Source organism: Actinosynnema sp. NPDC050801 (genome assembly GCF_040673975.1).
GTDB lineage: Bacteria > Actinomycetota > Actinomycetes > Mycobacteriales > Pseudonocardiaceae > Actinosynnema.
Genome location: NZ_JBFAQZ010000011.1, coordinates 145,173 through 160,975 on the forward strand (window position 1 = coordinate 145,173; position 15,803 = coordinate 160,975).

Here is a 15,803-nt window from a genome sequence, read left to right on the forward strand (position 1 = left end):
CACGCCGTCGACGCCTCACCCGCCGCGAAGCGTGATGTGCTCGTCGGTGTGGTCCGGCGCGATGGCGTTGCCGTGGATCGCCAAGCCGTTGGGCGACGGCGCGTTCTGTTCGACGACGAACTCGACCGTGTTCTCGCCGTGTCGCAGGCGGGCCCTTCCGCTCGACCTGGCGTCGCCGACGTTCACCTCGACGGGCCACCGACCGTCAGGTGGCGTCCGGGTCGTACGGCGGGCGCTCGCCGCGCTCCAGCGGGCGGTCGCGGGCGGCGGTGTCGCGGGCCGGCGGCACGGCGGGGTGGCCGTTCGGCTTCTCCGCCGGGTCGTCGTCCCACAGGTGCTTGGTGATCGCGCGCTTCGGGTCGAAGTTGCGCAGTTCCCGCAGGTCCTCCAGCGGCTTGCGCAGCTGCTCGAACTCGGGCCCCATCTCCTGCTTCAACTGCTCCCGCGCGCCGGTCGCGTAGTCGCGGACCCGGCGGACCGTCTTGCCGACCCAGGAGGCCGCCTCGGGCAGTCGTTCCGGACCCAGGATGAACAGGCCCGCCACGACGATGACGAGGATCTCAAGCCACCCGATGCTGTCGAACACCCTCGTGCCCCACCTTCCGTGCCGCACCTTCCGGGCAGCAGCCCTGACCGCCAGCGTAGCCGTCAGTCGGACCTCAGAGTCACCTGCACGGTCAGCTCACGGCCCTGCCTGGCCAGCACGACCGGTACCGTCTCGCCGATTTCACGGTCCCTTACCGCGACGGTCAGCTCCGCGGCGTTGCGCACCATCCGCTCGCCGACCCGGGTGATCACGTCGCCCTCCTCGATGCCGGCCGCGTCGGCCGCACCGCCCTCGGGGACGTTCTGCACCTGCGCGCCCTCGGCCGTCTCCGCCGACGCGGACCGCACGTTGATGTTCATGTCGGCGTGCTTGACCACGCCGTCGCGGATCAACGCCTCCGAGACCTTGCGCGCGTAGTTGCCGGAGATCGCGAACCCGAGGCCGACCGAGCCGCCGGTCTCGGTGCGGATCGACGAGTTGATGCCGACCAGCGCCCCGGACGAGTCGACCAGCGCGCCACCGGAGTTGCCCGGGTTGATGGCCGCGTCGGTCTGGATCGCGTCGTAGGTGATCTGCGGCCCGCCGTTCTCGCCCGCCGCCGTCACGGGGCGGTGCAGCGCGCTGACGATGCCCTCGGTCACGGTGTTCGACAGCGACAGCGGCGAGCCGATGGCCAGCACCGTGTCGCCGACCGCCAGGTCGTCGGAGTTGCCGAACTGCAGCACGGTCGGGTTGTCCACCGCGACCTTGATCACCGCGAGGTCGGTCTTGGAGTCGCGGCCGACGATCTGCGCCACGGCCCGCTTGCCGTCGGTGAAGACGACGGTCAGCTTCGCCGACGTGTCCTGCACCGCCGGCGCGACCACGTGGTCGTTGGTGAGCACGTACCCGGCGCCGTCGATGACCACGCCCGAGCCGACGCCCGCCACGTTCGCGCCCTTGAACTCGATCGACACCACGCTGGGCGTGACCCGCTTGGCGATGTCGGCGACCGACCCCACGGGGCGTTCCTTGCCGGGCTTGACCTCGGCCAGCGTGACGCCACCGTCGGTCAGCGGGTTGCCGACGCGGCCCAGCAGCCAGCCGACCGCGCCGCCCGCCGCGCCGACCAGCAGCGCGACCACCACCAGCAGCACCAGGCCCAGCGGCTTGACCCGCCGCCCGAACAGCAGCTCGGGCACGCTGAGCTGCGGACCGGGCGTCGGTTCCGGCTCGGGGTCGGCGTCGGGTTGCTCGGTGACGGCGGGCGGGCCGATGACGGCCGACGCGCCCGGGTCGCGCCACGAGTCGCCCGCCGGTTTGCCCTCCCAGAAGACGGGCTCCACCTCCGGCTCGCCGTTGACGTCGACCGGCGGGCGTTGCAGGAGGGTGTCGGCGTCGCCCCGGGGGCGGCCGAACGCGGTGGACAGCGCTTCGGGTGGCGGCGGTGCGAAGTGCACGGCGGTGGCGCCGTTGAGGCTCGGTCGGTCGGCGGAGAACGCGCCCGCCACGCCCTGCGGCCTGCCGAACACGGCCTGCTGGCCGGAGTCGACGGGCGGGCGGTTCAGCGGGCGGGGTGCGAGCCTGCGGTGCGCCCCGTCGTCCACGCCCGACTTGGGGGTCGTCCCGTTGCCCTGATCTGGCTCGCTCATCGCTCCCCGCACGTCGTCACACCATGGTTGTCGCGGGGCAATCGTGCCCTGTGACCGGTGAAGTTGCCGTCAGCGGGCTGGTCAGCGACCCAGCAGGCCGGTGTTCGCCGCGGGTCGCAGCACGCCTACCGGCTCCCGTTCGGCGTCGGCGGACGACGGCGCGACGACGGGCGCGGGGTGCGGGGTGTTGCCCTGCGCGGGCGGCGGCGAGGTGTCCTCGCTGCTCGGTGCGACGAGGACCAGTGCGCCGAGCATGAGGCCGGAGACGACCACGCCGGCGCCTTGACGGGCGCGCCTGCCCCCGAACAGACCGGCACCGAAGCGGCTACCGCCGCCGGTTCCGAAAGGGCGGCCGGCCCCCAGCACGGGGCCGTTGCCGAACGCGACCCGGTCGGGCCGCTGCACCGTGACGAGTTGGCCGTCCTCGGTGACCGCGAGGCCGTCCGGCGCGCTGGGCAGCTCGACCTCCTGTGGGATCGCGCCGAGCCTGGCCAGCAGGCTCGCGGGCGCGCAGGGTGCGTCGGCGGCGCGGACCGCGGACCGCGCCTGCTGCTGCGAGTACGCCTCCGCGGCGCAGAACGGGCAGCGCGCCAGGTGCGCGGACGCCCGGCTGTGCGCCGAGGCGGTCAGCTCGCCGTCGACGAAGGCGACGACCGCGTCGGGCAGCAGGTGCTGCTCGGGCAGTTGCCAACCTCGCAGATCGGTCATGCAGAGTCCTCCCGAACCAGACCCCGACGGCGTTCCAGTGCGACCCTCAGGGCCTGGCGGCCCCGGTGGATCCTGCTCCTCACGGTACCCAGTTTGACGCCGAGTGTGGCGCCGATCTCCTCGTAGGAGAGTCCTTCCACGTCACACAGCACCACGGCGGCGCGGAACTCGGGCGGCAGCTCGTCCAGCGCGGCCTGCAGCTCCGGGTCCAGGTGCGTGTCGTCGTAGACCTCCTCGGGCGTCGGGTCGTCGCCCGGGATGCGGTCGGTCTCGTCGGGCAGCGCCTCCATGCGCACGCGCGAGCGGCGGCGGGCCATGTCGAGGAAGAGGTTCGTGGTGATGCGGTGCAGCCAGCCCTCGAAGGTGCCGGGCTTGTACGACGCGAGCGACCGGAACACCCGGATGAACGTCTCCTGGGTCAGGTCCTCGGCGTCGTGCTGGTTGCCGGTGAGGCGGTAGGCCAGCCGGTACACCCGGTCGGCGTGTTCGCGCACGACTTCGTCCCACGTGGGCGGGATCCACTCCACGTCCTCGACGGGGACGGGTGCCGTCAGTGCGGCGGTCGGCTGCTTTGGCATCGGGCGGTTAAGCACCTCCACTGGGCTGGCTGCCCTGCTGCACGGGTCAACGCTCGGCTCCCCCGACGTGTTCCCGTTCGTCCTGCTCGTCATGCGTTGGGACCAGCGTGACGTGTTCCCTTATAACCATCGTGAGAGGCGGCTGAGAGCACGCTGAGAATCCGGGTCGTCGCCGAGATTCACCCGAACCGCCGCCGGCGGCGTTAGCCTTCGTGCTGTGGATGCGCCGACGCGCGAGTACGTGGAGCGCTACCTGCCCGAGGACGCCGTGGTCACGGCCGCCAGGGCTCGTGGCGCCGAGTTGGGGTGCGTGCCGATCGGGTCCGGCGGCGGGGCGGCGTTGCGGTTCCTCGCCGCGGCGTTGCAGGCCAAGGCCGTGGTGGAGATCGGCACCGGTGCCGGGGTCGGTGCGTTGTACCTGCTCAGCGGCATGCCCGCGGCCGGTGTGCTGACCTCGATCGACGTGGCGCCGGAGCACCAGCGGGCCGCGCGGGTGGCGTTCGCCGAGGCGGGGATCGCGGTGTCCCGGACCAGGTTGATCATGGGCCGGGCGCTGGAGGTGCTGCCGCGGTTGACCGACGGCGCGTACGACCTGGTGTTCGTGGACGCGGCGAAGTCGGAGTACCCGAAGTACCTGGAGGAGGCCGTGCGGCTGCTGCGGCCGGGCGGGGTGGTCGCGTTCGACAACGTGCTCTGGCACGGGCGGGTCGTCGACCCGTCGCACCGCGACCCGGACACCACCGCGATGCGGGACGTGGCGCGGGTGGTGCGCGAGGACGACCGCCTGGTGCCGGTGATCCTGCCGCTGGGTGACGGGCTGCTGGTGGCGGCAAAGGTGGGCTGAGCCCGCCCGCGTTCGGCTGAACTCGCCCACGTTCGACTGAGCCCGCTCGCGCTTCCCCGCGTTCGCCCGCGTTCGGCCGTGGTCAGCCCGCGTTCGACTGAGCCCGCTCGCGTTCCCCCGCGTTCCCTGCGTTCCCTGCGTTCCCCCGCGGTCAGCCGTGGTCGGCTGAGCTCCGCCTGCGGTCGCCTGAACTCGCCTGCGGTCGGCGACGCCTGGCCCGCGGACGCCCGACACGCCCGACCACCGCCGCGGTTCTGCGCGGTTCTCGGTCGTGCTTCGCAGGGGTACCCGCCAGAGGGACCCCTGCTTTTATCTTGCCGGCCGGGTCCGACGATCTCAGGTGGTCGGCGGCTCGCTGTGGACAACCGGCGACCTGTGGACAACCGGCGGGGCGGCGGGCCCGAAACGGTGCCGGTAGGCGCTCGGGGTCAGGCCGGTGCGGCGGCGGAAGTGGGCCCTCAGGTTCGACGCCGAGCCGAGGCCGCTGCGGCGCGCCACCACGTCCAGGCGCGACTCGCCACGCTCGATGAGGCTCCGCGCGAGGTCCACTCGTTCGGCGGTCAACCAGGCGAGGGGTGTGGTGCCCAGTTCCGCCTGGAACCGGCGGTGCAGGGTGGCCTGGCTGACGGCCGCGCGACCGGCCATCGCGGCGACCGTCAGCGGCTGGTCCAACCGGGCTCGTGCCCAGGTCAGGACGTCGGCCAGCGAGTCGTCCGGCACCGCGGGCACGGGACGGGCGACGAACTGGCGTTGACCGCCGTCGCGGTGGCCCGCGAACACCAGCCGCCGGGACACCGCGTTGACCACCTCCGTCCCGTGGTCCTGCCGGATCAGGTGCAGGCCCAGGTCCAGCGCCGCCGCGCTCCCGGCCGCCGTGTAGATCCGGTCGTCCTGCGTGTACAGCACCTCCGGGACCAGCTTGACCTGCGGGAACATCTCCCGGAACAGGTCGGCCCACTGCCAGTGCGTGGTGGCGCGCCGTCCGTCCAGCAGCCCGGCGTGCGCCAGGGTGAACGCGCCGGTGCAGAAGCTGACCAGCCGGGCGCCCCGGTCGTGGGCCCGGCGGACGGCGTCGAGCAGCGGTCGCGGCGGGCAAATCCAGCTGTCCGGGCGGTTGGACACGATCACGGTGTCCGCGCCGTCGACCTCCCCCAACGAGGGGACACCCGTGAGGGTGAAGAAGCCGTGATTCATCCGCACCGGCCCGAGCGCGCTCAACGTGAACGAGTACCACGGCCGATCACCGAGCTCGGGCCGGCGCAGGCCGAACAACTCGGTCCCGACCCCCATCTCGAACGGGTTCGAACCGGAGTCGACGATCATCACGACGCGGTGCGAGGATCCTGGCGGCATGTGCGATTCCTAGCACTCACCTCCGCGCCGCACCGGCGCGCAGCATCGCAGCCATGGATCCGATCAACCTGTCGACGGCGCTGGCGGGCTTCGACGCGCTGTGGAGCCCGCGCGTCGTGACCACGGTCAACGACTACGACGTCCGCGTCGCCAAGGTCCGCGGCGAGCACCTCTGGCACGCCCACGACGACACCGACGAGTTCTTCCTCGTCCTCGACGGCGAGCTCGACATCGCCCTGGACGACCGCACGGTCCACCTCGGCCAGGGAGATGTGTTCGTGGTCCCGAAGGGCGCCCGGCACAAGCCGTCGTCGTCGGCGGGCGCACGCATCCTGATGCTGGAGCCCAGCGGCACGTCGAACGTCGGGGACCGCCACGAGGAGGTCCCCGACCACGTCGACGCCACCACCGGCCACCCGCTCGGTGACCTGGTCAGTGGGCCGTGACGCCCTTCCCGAGCACCGTCACGCCACCGGAGGACACGGTGTAGCGCTGCCGGTCCGTCGCCGGGTCCACGCCGATCAGCGCGCCGTCGGGCACCACCACGTTCTTGTCCAGGATCGCCCGCCGCACCACCGCGCCGCGCCCGATCCGCACGCCCGGCAGCAGCACGCTGCCCTGCACCACCGACCCGGTCTCCACGACCACGTCCGAGCTGATCACCGATCCGTGGATGGTGCCGGAGATGATCGAACCCGGCCCCACCATGGAGTCCTCCGCGCTGCCGCCCGCGATGAACTTCGCCGGCGGCAGCGGCGGGGTGGCGGTCCGGATCGGCCACGCCTGGTTGTAGAGGTTGAACACCGGCCGCACCGACACCAGGTCCATGTGCGCCTCGTAGTAGGCGTCGATGGTCCCCACGTCGCGCCAGTAGCCGCGGTCGCGGTCGGTCTCCCCCGGCACCTCGTTGTCGGCGAAGTCGTAGACGTGCGCCCGTCCCTGGTCGACCAGCATGGGGATGATGTCGCCGCCCATGTCGTGGTCGGAGTCGGGGTTGGCCGCGTCCGCCCGCAACGCCTCGATCAGCGCCTCGGTGGTGAACACGTAGTTGCCCATCGACGCGAACGTGACCTCGGGGTCGCCCGGCACGTGCGGCGGGTCCGCGGGCTTCTCCAGGAAGCGGGTGATCAGCCCGGTCTCGTCGGAGTCGATGCAGCCGAACGCCTTGGCCTCCGCGCGCGGCACCCGGATGCCCGCGACGGTGACGCCCGCGCCGGTCTCGGCGTGCTGCCGCACCATCTGACCGGGGTCCATCCGGTAGACGTGGTCCGCGCCGAAGATGATCACGTGCTCGGGCTTCTCGTCGTTGACGAGGTTCAGCGACTGGAAGATGGCGTCGGCGCTGCCGGTGTACCAGCGCGGGCCCAGCCGCTGCTGGGCGGGCACCGGCGTGACGTACTGGCCGAGCACATTGGACAGCCGCCACGTGGTGGAGATGTGCCGGTCCAGGGAATGGGATTTGTACTGGGTGAGCACGCAGAGCTTGACGAAACCCGCGTTCACCAGGTTGGACAGGACGAAGTCCACCAGCCGGTAGTTACCGCCGAAGGGCACCGCCGGCTTTGCCCGGTCGGCGGTCAACGGCCAGAGCCGTTTGCCTTCGCCACCGGCGAGGACAATTCCTAGAACGTGCGGTTGCCCTTTCACAGCAACGACCCTAACCGGGTGAGCACCGGCCCACCAACGGCGAAGTATGGCGAGCTCCTCCCGTTCACCCGGCCGCCCCCGCATCGGGGTTACGGTGAGCGTCGTGCGAATTGGACTGGTGACACGGGAGTACCCGCCGGAGGTCTACGGTGGCGCTGGGGTGCACGTCGGTTTCCTGGTGCCGAGGTTGCGCGAACTGGTCGACGTGGACGTGCACGCCTTCGGCGGGCCGCGCGCGGACGCCAGGGCGCACAACCCGGCGCACGGACTGGAGCAGGCGAACGCCGCGCTGGCCACGTTGTCGGTGGACCTGGAGATGGCCGCCGCGCTGGGCGGCGTCCAGCTCGCGCACTCGCACACCTGGTACGCCAACATGGCCGGTCACCTGGCCAAACTGCTGCACGGCATCCCGCACGTGGTGACCGCGCACTCGCTGGAGCCGCGGCGGCCGTGGAAGGCCGAGCAGCTCGGCGGCGGCTACCGGATCTCCTCCTGGGTGGAGCGCACCGCGTACGAGGCGGCGGACGCGGTGATCGCGGTCAGCGAGGGCATGCGGGCCGACGTGCTTGACTGCTACCCGGCGTTGGACCCGGCGCGGGTGCACGTGGTCCGCAACGGCATCGACACGGCGGCCTACCACCCGGTGACCGAGACCGACGCGCTGGTCCGGCACGGGATCGACCCGGCGCGGCCGATCGTGACGTTCGTCGGGCGGATCACCAGGCAGAAGGGCGTCGGGCACCTGGTCGCCGCGGCGCACCGGATCTCGCCGGACGCGCAGGTCGTGCTGTGCGCGGGCGCGCCGGACACGCCGGAGATCGCCGAGGAGACGCGGCTGGCGGTGGCGGAGCTGGCGGCGTCCCGGCCGGGCGTGTTCTGGATCCAGCAGATGCTCCAGCCGGCCGAGGTGCGGCAGATCCTGAGCCACTCGACGGTGTTCGTGTGCCCGTCGGTGTACGAACCGCTCGGCATCGTGAACCTGGAGGCGATGGCGTGCGGGACGGCCGTGGTGGCATCCGACGTCGGCGGCATCCCGGAGGTCGTCGACCACGGGCGGACGGGGCTGCTCGTGCACTACGACGAGAAGGACGTCGAGACCTACCGGGCGTCGCTGGCCGACGCGGTGAACGAGGTGCTCGGCGACCCGGAGCGGGCGGCGGCGTTCGGCGCGGCGGGGCGGCAGCGCGCGGTCGAGGAGTTCTCGTGGGCGACGGTGGCCGAGCAGACCGTGGCCGTGTACGAGGCGGCGCTGACCAGCGTTAAGTGATCAACCGACCCCGCGGTGTGACATCCGCCACTCGAACGTGATGCAACGGTCCGGCCTGCCGACCGCCTTTAACCAGTAGGAGCAACTACTGGGGGCGTCATGCGGTGGCTTGTGCTCCTGCTCGCGCTGGTGGCCGGTGGGTGCGCCACGCCCGCGTTCAGCGCCGAGCAGGTCAGGTTGACCATGGGGGGTGCGGCGGTGGTGGACGCACCCGGCCTGCAGGCGCGGGCCGAGGCGGAGTTGAGCTACACGCTGTCGTTCGGGTACGTGGCCCGGACCGGTCAGGAGGCGGTGAGCTGCTGGTTCGCCCGCACGGGTGAGGCGTTCGAGGTCGACACCCGGCTGTGGTGCGGCCCCGTGCAGGTGCCCGGCACGGCCGCCGCCACCGACTGGGTGCCGGTGCCGTTGAAGGAGGTCGAACGCAGCGAGTCCGGTATCCGGCTGGAGGTCGAGCCGCCGCAGGTGCCCGCGCAGGGCGCCCGGAGCACGCCGGTGGGGAAGCTGGTGCGCACCGACGGGCGGGAGACCGACGCCGAGCAGGGCGTCGGCGAGGCCGGGCCGGACTTCCTGGCCGTGCTGCCCGACGACGGCCAGGTGCTCGACGCGGCGTCCGCGATGGTGCGCGACGACCAGCTGGAAGTGCACGTCACGGGGTACGCGGCGCCGTCGGTGTGGAGAACGGCGGAGGGTGATCTGCGGGCCGAGCACGGGGTGGCGTTGCGGGTGCTCCGGGTCCGGGTGACGCGGCACGACGAGGTCGACTCGGCGTTCGGGCAGACGCCGTGGCGCGGGTGGTTGCAGCCGCCGGAGCTGTCGCTGGACGTGCCGGGGCGGCGGCACCGGCTGCCCGCCGACCGGCTGCCGGTCAACGGGTCGGCGCTGATCGTCTACACGGTGCCCGCCGCCGGCGGGGTGGAGGCGCTCGTGCTGGACACCGTGGGGGCGAAGTCGCTGCAACAGCGGGTCGAGGTGCCGTCGGGGCAGGTCATCGGCGAGGCGCCGAAGGTGCTGCGGCGCGGTCCCGGGCCCGAGACGACGTCGGTGTCGACGCCGGTGTCGCTGTCAGCGGGTGTGGCGCAGCCGGCCGGGTCGCTGGAGGTGGTGCGGGCGCGGTTGGGCCGGCAGCGGCCGGTGTCGACGGACGGGCAGTACGAGCTGGCCACCGCGGGACCGGGGATGGCGTTGGTGGAGCTGCGGCTGGTCGCGCACGACGTGCCGACCGTGCTGGGTGCCGGGCAGACCGCGCCGCTGCTGACCCTGACCCCGACGGGTGGGCAACCGGCCCGGCAGGTCGGCGCACGCTACGGCGGCGACACGTTCCCGGCGGCGGTCGTGTTCGAGGTGCCGGAGGACGTGCGGGCGGCGACCTTCTCGGTGGCCGCGGGCACGGTGACGGTGCCGCAGTCGGGTGAGGTCGCGGTGAGCGGCGGTCCCGGGGTGGAGGTGTCACTGGACTTCTGAACCAGGTGCGCCACGACGCCCCTGCCTGTACCGCAGCCGGACGCCGCCGCGATGGTCGACGGCCCCAAGGCTGACGTTGCCACTCAACCCCTGACCTCGGCCGACGAACACGACCGCCCCACTACCGCAATCGGCCACGGCCGCTGCCACTGCCGCGATGAGCAGCGCCCCGACGTCAACGCGCCCCAACTCCCAAGCCCGCCGGCCAAGCCGACCACACCGGCACCGCAGTCAGACGCGCCCGCAGTGAGCGGCGGCCCGGCGCCAACGCGGCCCCGGCTCCCACACCGTCCGGCGGCGGCAACCGCACCAGCACCGTGATCAGACATGGCCGCAGTCAGTGGCGGTCCCGGCGTGCTGCGGTCCCGGCGTGCTGCGGTGCCGGCGTGCTGCGGTCCCGGCGTCGACGTGCCGCCCGATCCTGCACCCCAGCCGCCGGTGACGACCCTGCCGCTACCGCAACTCGGCGGGCGCGGTCAGTGGCCGTCCGGGTGTCGAGGTACCGCTCGCCTGCTGAACCCGGTGGGCGAGGACGACGGCGACGGCCGCCGGCACCAGCCACGCGGTGACCAGGGCGGTCAGGCCCGGCCAGCCGTGCGACTGGTAGGCGGCGCTGCCCGCGGTGCCCCCGGTGCTGCTGCCGACGTAGAACGCGAACAGGTACACGCCCGACGCCTGGCCGCGGACGTGCTCCGGCGCGCGGGCGCCGACCCAGCCGCTGGCGACGGCGTGGACGGCGAAGAAGCCGCCGGTGAACAGGGTCAGCCCGACGGCGATCGTGACCACGTTGTCGGGCAGCGTGATCACGACGCCCACGGCGGTCAGCGCGAGGCCGGCGAGGGCGATGCGGGCGCGGCCGTGGCGGTCGGCGAGCCGGCCCGCGGCGGCGGACGTGCCACCGCCCGCCGCGTAGGCGAGGTAGACCAGGGTCGCGACGGCGGTGGGCAGGCCGAGGTCGGTGGTGAGGCGGAAGCCGATGACGTTGAAGACCGAGATGAACGCCGCCACCGCGAGGACCGCGATCGCGTACTGGCAGAGCAGCACGCGATCGGTGAGGGCGTCCTTGAACGCACTCGGGCGGCGTTCGGCGTGGTGGCCCCTCGGCAGCAGGGAGGCGGCGGTGATCGCGCAGACCGCGCCGAACCCGCCGGCCAGGGCCAGGGCGGTGCGCCAGGACGTGCCGTCGGTGGTCAGGCCGGTGATGAGGCGGCCGAGCATGCCGCCCGCGCTGTTGCCGGCGACCAGGGCGCCGATCGCCGCGCCGACGTGCGACCTGGTCGCCTGCTGGGCGAGGAACGCCATGGCGGTGGCCGGGACGCCCGCGGTGGCGACGCCTTGCAGCGCGCGTGCGGCGACGAACGTCTCGTAGGTCGGGGCGAGCGGGAGGAGCAGGCCGAGGGCGGCGGCGGTGAGGACGGACCAGACGATCACGCGGCGTCGGCCGACGCGGTCGGCGAGGGCGGCCATCGGGATGACCGCGAGGGCGAGCGCGCCGGTGGCGGCGCTGATGGTGAGGGACGCTTCGGCCGGTGTGAGGCGGAATTCGTTCGCGATGTCGGGCAGGACCGACTGCGGCGCGTAGAGCAGGGCGAACGTGGCCAGGCCGGTGGCGGCGACGGAGGTGGTGAGGCGGCTCGGCACGTCTTCGACGCTAATCCATGCGTCCAATCCGGCTGTTTGCCAGAATTGATGCCGTGATGGATGATTTGGTGCCCAGGCTCGCCGTCCTCCGCGCGCTCGCCGCGGACGAGCACGTGACCCACGCCGCCGAGGCCGTGGACGTGCCGCAGCCGACGGTGAGCCGCTGGTTGGCCGCGCTGGGCACGTCGCTGGGCGCGCCGGTGGTCGTCCGATCGGGCCGACGAGTCCGCCTGACCAGGGCGGGACGCCTGCTGTGCGAGGCAGCCGACCGGGCGCTCACCGCTCTCGAAGCAGGCCACCGTGCCGCAACGGAAGAGGTGTCACCCGAACGTGGGGTGGTCGCGCTCGGCTTCCTCCACCTCCTGGGCAGGTCGCTGGTACCGGCACTGGTCAGCAGCTTCCGCGAAAATCACCCGTCCGTGCGATTCCGACTGGTGCAGAACTCGCGCCAGGACATCCTGGCCGACCTGGTCGACGGCGTGGTCGACCTGGCCCTGGTCTCGCCACCCCCGACCGACCCCGCCTTCGCCCACGCCGTCGTGCGCGAGGAAGAGTTGATCTTGGTCGTGCCACCGGGTCACCGGCTGGCCGGCCGCGCGTCGGTGGCGGTCGCGGAGCTGGCGGGCGAGGAGTTCGTCGGGCTGGAACCCGGCTACGGCCTGCGCCAGATCACCGACGACCTGTGCGCGGCCGCCGGGTTCGCGCCCGCGCTCGCGTTCGAGGGCCAGGAGACCGAGACCGTCCGAGGCCTGGTCGCGGCCGGCTTGGGCGTGGCCCTGTTGCCGCACGCCGACTCGCCGTCCGGGCTGCCGGAAATCCCCCTCACGCCTCGTGCGGCCCGCGAGATCGCCCTGGCCTGGCTCGCCGAGGCCCCGCTCCCGCCCGCCGTCCGCGCGTTCCGCGATCACGCGCTCGTCCGCTGACCCCCGCCGGCCCCGCTGCGGGCGGCGAAGTGGGCGCCGACTGCTCGACGGGCGGTCGGTGCGGCGGATGGACGGTGCGGCGAGCGGTCGGCGGGGCAGGCAGGCAGCCAGCCGGCGGGCGACCAGCAGGTAGGCGGCCAGCAGGCAGTCAGTGGGCCAGCAGGCAGGCGGCCAGCAGGTGTTGGCCGGCGGGGTGGGGCGGCTGGCGGCGTGGGTGGTCGGCGGGGTGGTGACCGCCGGGGTGAGGGCTGGGGTGGTCGGAGGGTGGTGGTTGGCGGCGGTTGCGGTTCCTCGATTCAACCGAGGTGCGGTAACGGTGTTTCCGTACATTTTCGGGCCATGATCACCCGATCGTGTCGGCCGGCGGGGTGGGGGTTTGCGGGGTGGGTGCGTAGGTTTCGGCCAGTTCGATCAAAGTTCTGGCGGCGAAGCCGGTAGCGCCGGCCACCACCTCGTCGTAGACCTTGTCGGCCCGCGCGGGGCCGGCGATGTCCAGGTGGGCCCACGGCACACCGCCCGTGAACTCCTTCAGGAACAGCGCGGCGGTGATGGCGCCCGGGCCCGGAGGGCACTGGCGGACGTCGGCGATGTCGCTGCGCACGGCCTCCACCAGGTCCTCCAACAACGGCATCCGCCACCACGACTCGCCGACGCGAGCACCGGACTCGGTGACGCGCGCGGCCAAGTCGTCGTCGGTGGCGAACAGGCCACCGGTGCGCACGCCGAGGCTGACCTTCATCGCCCCGGTCAGCGTGGCGACGTCCACCAGCACGTCCGGTCCGAGGTTGCGCACCGCGTAGGCCAACGCGTCGGCCAGGACCAGCCTGCCCTCGGCGTCCGTGTTCGTCACCTCGGTCGTCGTGCCCCCGTACTGGGTGATCACGTCACCCGGCCGGTACGCCGAACCCGACACGTGGTTCTCGGCGGCAGGCACCAGACCCGTCACTCGAACGGGCAGGCTCTGCTTGGCGATACCGGCCAGCGCAGCGATCACCGCCGCGCCGCCGGACATGTCCGTGCGCATCAGGTGCATCCCGTCGGCCGGCTTGATGGAGATGCCACCGGTGTCGAACGTGATGCCCTTGCCGACCAGCACGAGGTGCGGCTGCCCCGCACCGGTGCCGGGCCACGTCAGCTCGATGAACCGCGGCGGCCGCGACGAGCCGCCGCCCACCGCCAGCACACCGCCGAACCCCTGCTCGGCCAGCCACTTCTCGTCCCGCACGTCGACCCGCAGACCGGGCACGGCCCGGGCCGCCTTCACCGCCGCCGCGGCGAGCCAGGACGGATCCTTGACGTTTGACGGTGTGTTCGCCAGGTCCCGCCCCAACGACGTCGCCGCCGCCAGCGTGTTCGCCTTGCGCACGACCTCCGCCAGCCCCGGCTCGTCGGCGACCAGGCGCAACGACTTCACCCGCTTCGGCGGCTCCTCCCCGGTCACCTTGAACCGGTACCCGCCGACCGCCGCACCCAGCGTGAACGCCGCCACCGCGGCCGCGGTCACGTCCTGCGGCAGCCGCACGTCGAACGTCGTCCCGCCCGCCTTCTCCGCGTCCGCGTTCAGCGCCCGCACCAGCGCCGCGCCGGCCGTCCGCCAGTCGCCCGGCCCGCCGTCGCCCACGCCGACCACCCACGACCGCCCCTGCCTGGACGTCGCCCCGGCCTTGCCGCTCAGCTCACCCGGGTCGTCCACCTGCTCGCCACCGGGTCCCAGCCGCACCGGGTCGCCGGGGAACGCGACGAGCACCGCGGGCACACCCCGCCGGAGGGTGTCGGCCACCTCGACGGTGACCAGCGGGGTGGGCAGGGGCGCTCGCACGGGGGACCTCCGAAGGGGCCGACAGGCGGTGGAATGGGTGAAGCCGCAGGTGAGCGCCCGGTCTGACGTCGTGCGCAGCACGAGGACGCCACCGGCGCGGCGTGACGTAGCGATGCCCCGGTTCCACTGTGGAAACCGGGGCGTCGACGCTTACTCGGTCCGGCCGGTCAGCCGGCGGCTGCCTTGAGGGCGTCGCCCAGGGCGTTGGCCTCGTCCGCCGACATCTCGACGACGAGCCGCCCACCACCCTCGAGCGGAACGCGCATCACGATGCCGCGCCCCTCCTTGGTCACCTCGAGGGGACCGTCGCCGGTCCGGGGCTTCATGGCCGCCATCGCGTGCTCCCTCCGTCAACATCTTCCCCGTCCGACCAGGGCCGGATACTCGGCCATTCTCCCCTATGCGGACTCGGCAGCGAAACCGAACCGATCTTTCCGGCCGGTCGGCGGCCGGTTGGCGATCTTCACCGAGCCGCAGATCAGGGCGAGGATCGCCATGCCGCAACGACTTCCGCACCGGCCGCCGACCGTCACCTGGTCGTGACCGATCACGGCTCTGTGGCGTGTCGCGGGGTCGCCCTGACAGACTCGGACCTCGTGCGAGCCCGTTCCGCGCTCTTCGACGTCTACGGCGGCCACCTCCGCGAGCGGGGTGGTGCGGCGACGATCGCCGCACTCGTCCGGTTGCTGGAGCCGCTGGACTTCGCCGCGCCCGCCGTGCGCACCGCCGTGTCGCGCACGGTGCGGCAGGGTTGGCTGGAACCCGTCCGGCTGGTGGACGGCCCCGGCTACGCGATGACACCTCGGGCGGAACGGCGGCTGGACGAGGCCGCGGCCCGCATCTACCGCACCCGGCCGTCCACGTGGGACGGTCGGTGGCACGTGGTCGTGCTGGAGGAGCTGCCCGCGCGCGAGGCGCGTGACCGGCTGGCGTCCTCGCTCCAGCTGCTCGGCTACGGCGCGCTGGGCCCTGTGACGTGGATCGCGCCGCGGCCCTCGCCGGAGCTGGCGGACGTGCTGGCGGGCGAGGGTGTGCGCGGGAGCACGTTTCACGGCGAGCACGAGGGGGACGCGGCGGAGCTGGCCGCGCGCGCGTGGGACCTGGCGACGTTGGGTCGGGACTACGCGCGGTTCGTGGCCGAGTGGGAGCCGGTGATGTCCGCTGTGGACGGTACGTCGCCGCCGGCGGCGTTCGCGGCTTCGCAGCGGTTCCTGCACGCTTGGCGGAAGTTCCTGTTCCGCGACCCCGGCCTGCCGCGCGAGCTGCTGCCCGCCGACTGGTCGGGCGCGGACGCGGCCGAGTTCTTCGACCGGCACACCAACCGCCTCGCGCCCGCGGTGGCCAAGTTCGTCGACGACTGCCTCGCCCACCACTAACCGGAGGT

The 15,803-nt window shown here is 73.0% G+C and carries 16 protein-coding genes; 6 read left to right on the forward strand and 10 right to left on the reverse strand.

Annotated elements, in window-relative coordinates; translation table 11 throughout:
• Nucleotides 1-15: 15 nt before the first annotated feature.
• The 5 genes from AB0K14_RS24420 to sigE form a co-directional block, all read right to left on the reverse strand.
• Nucleotides 16-186, reverse strand: coding sequence for a hypothetical protein (locus AB0K14_RS24420; protein ID WP_360453737.1), 171 nt, complete (start codon nucleotides 184-186; stop codon nucleotides 16-18).
• Between the two features lie 19 nt (nucleotides 187-205).
• Nucleotides 206-586, reverse strand: a complete 381-nt coding sequence (gene tatB, locus AB0K14_RS24425) for a Sec-independent protein translocase protein TatB (RefSeq protein WP_360453734.1) — start codon at nucleotides 584-586, stop codon at nucleotides 206-208.
• Between the two features lie 62 nt (nucleotides 587-648).
• Nucleotides 649-2,178: a trypsin-like peptidase domain-containing protein gene (locus AB0K14_RS24430; protein ID WP_360453731.1), complete on the reverse strand. Its 1,530-nt coding sequence runs from the start codon at nucleotides 2,176-2,178 to the stop codon at nucleotides 649-651.
• Nucleotides 2,179-2,259: 81 nt separating this feature from the next.
• Nucleotides 2,260-2,886, reverse strand: coding sequence for a zf-HC2 domain-containing protein (locus AB0K14_RS24435; protein WP_360453729.1), 627 nt, complete (start codon nucleotides 2,884-2,886; stop codon nucleotides 2,260-2,262).
• Complete coding sequence (gene sigE, locus AB0K14_RS24440; protein ID WP_360453726.1) at nucleotides 2,883-3,464, reverse strand: RNA polymerase sigma factor SigE; 582 nt, start codon at nucleotides 3,462-3,464, stop codon at nucleotides 2,883-2,885. Before sigE ends, AB0K14_RS24435 begins: the two co-directional genes overlap by 4 nt.
• 217 nt (nucleotides 3,465-3,681) lie before the next feature.
• Here sigE and AB0K14_RS24445 point away from each other — a divergent pair, with 217 nt between their 5' ends.
• Nucleotides 3,682-4,308 carry an O-methyltransferase gene (locus AB0K14_RS24445; RefSeq protein ID WP_360453723.1) on the forward strand — a complete coding sequence of 209 codons (627 nt, stop codon included), beginning with the start codon at nucleotides 3,682-3,684 and terminating at the stop codon, nucleotides 4,306-4,308.
• 336 nt (nucleotides 4,309-4,644) lie between these two features.
• On the opposite strand, the gene AB0K14_RS24450 is transcribed toward AB0K14_RS24445, so the two are convergent.
• Nucleotides 4,645-5,661 (reverse strand): helix-turn-helix domain-containing protein, encoded by a 1,017-nt coding sequence (locus AB0K14_RS24450; RefSeq protein WP_360453720.1) that lies wholly within the window; start codon nucleotides 5,659-5,661, stop codon nucleotides 4,645-4,647.
• A 53-nt stretch (nucleotides 5,662-5,714) separates the two neighbouring features.
• Between AB0K14_RS24450 and AB0K14_RS24455 the strand changes: the two genes are divergently transcribed.
• Nucleotides 5,715-6,107, forward strand: coding sequence for a cupin domain-containing protein (locus tag AB0K14_RS24455; RefSeq protein ID WP_360453718.1), 393 nt, complete (start codon nucleotides 5,715-5,717; stop codon nucleotides 6,105-6,107).
• Here the strand turns inward: AB0K14_RS24455 and glgC are convergent.
• On the reverse strand, nucleotides 6,094-7,308 hold the full coding sequence (glgC, locus tag AB0K14_RS24460; RefSeq protein WP_360453715.1) for a glucose-1-phosphate adenylyltransferase: 1,215 nt from the start codon (nucleotides 7,306-7,308) through the stop codon (nucleotides 6,094-6,096). The genes AB0K14_RS24455 and glgC overlap by 14 nt on opposite strands.
• Before the next feature lie 103 nt (nucleotides 7,309-7,411).
• Here glgC and glgA point away from each other — a divergent pair, with 103 nt between their 5' ends.
• Nucleotides 7,412-8,575 (forward strand): glycogen synthase, encoded by a 1,164-nt coding sequence (glgA, locus tag AB0K14_RS24465; protein WP_360453712.1) that lies wholly within the window; start codon nucleotides 7,412-7,414, stop codon nucleotides 8,573-8,575.
• A gap of 99 nt (nucleotides 8,576-8,674) precedes the next feature.
• On the forward strand, nucleotides 8,675-10,036 hold the full coding sequence (locus AB0K14_RS24470; RefSeq protein ID WP_360453710.1) for a hypothetical protein: 1,362 nt from the start codon (nucleotides 8,675-8,677) through the stop codon (nucleotides 10,034-10,036).
• Between the two features lie 453 nt (nucleotides 10,037-10,489).
• Here the strand turns inward: AB0K14_RS24470 and AB0K14_RS24475 are convergent, their stop codons facing one another.
• Nucleotides 10,490-11,677 carry an MFS transporter gene (locus tag AB0K14_RS24475; RefSeq protein ID WP_360453708.1) on the reverse strand — a complete coding sequence of 396 codons (1,188 nt, stop codon included), beginning with the start codon at nucleotides 11,675-11,677 and terminating at the stop codon, nucleotides 10,490-10,492.
• A gap of 56 nt (nucleotides 11,678-11,733) precedes the next feature.
• Between AB0K14_RS24475 and AB0K14_RS24480 the strand changes: the two genes are divergently transcribed.
• Nucleotides 11,734-12,600: a LysR substrate-binding domain-containing protein gene (locus AB0K14_RS24480; protein ID WP_360453835.1), complete on the forward strand. Its 867-nt coding sequence runs from the start codon at nucleotides 11,734-11,736 to the stop codon at nucleotides 12,598-12,600.
• Nucleotides 12,601-12,943: 343 nt separating this feature from the next.
• On the opposite strand, the gene AB0K14_RS24485 is transcribed toward AB0K14_RS24480, so the two are convergent.
• Both AB0K14_RS24485 and AB0K14_RS24490 read right to left on the reverse strand, forming a co-directional pair.
• Entirely contained in the window at nucleotides 12,944-14,419 is a 1,476-nt protein-coding gene (locus AB0K14_RS24485) for a leucyl aminopeptidase family protein (RefSeq protein ID WP_360453705.1), read from the reverse strand.
• A 167-nt stretch (nucleotides 14,420-14,586) separates the two neighbouring features.
• On the reverse strand, nucleotides 14,587-14,754 hold the full coding sequence (locus AB0K14_RS24490; RefSeq protein ID WP_012783412.1) for a DUF3117 domain-containing protein: 168 nt from the start codon (nucleotides 14,752-14,754) through the stop codon (nucleotides 14,587-14,589).
• A gap of 261 nt (nucleotides 14,755-15,015) precedes the next feature.
• Between AB0K14_RS24490 and AB0K14_RS24495 the strand changes: the two genes are divergently transcribed.
• Complete coding sequence (locus AB0K14_RS24495) at nucleotides 15,016-15,795, forward strand: PaaX family transcriptional regulator C-terminal domain-containing protein (protein WP_360453702.1); 780 nt, start codon at nucleotides 15,016-15,018, stop codon at nucleotides 15,793-15,795.
• Nucleotides 15,796-15,803 lie beyond the last annotated feature (8 nt).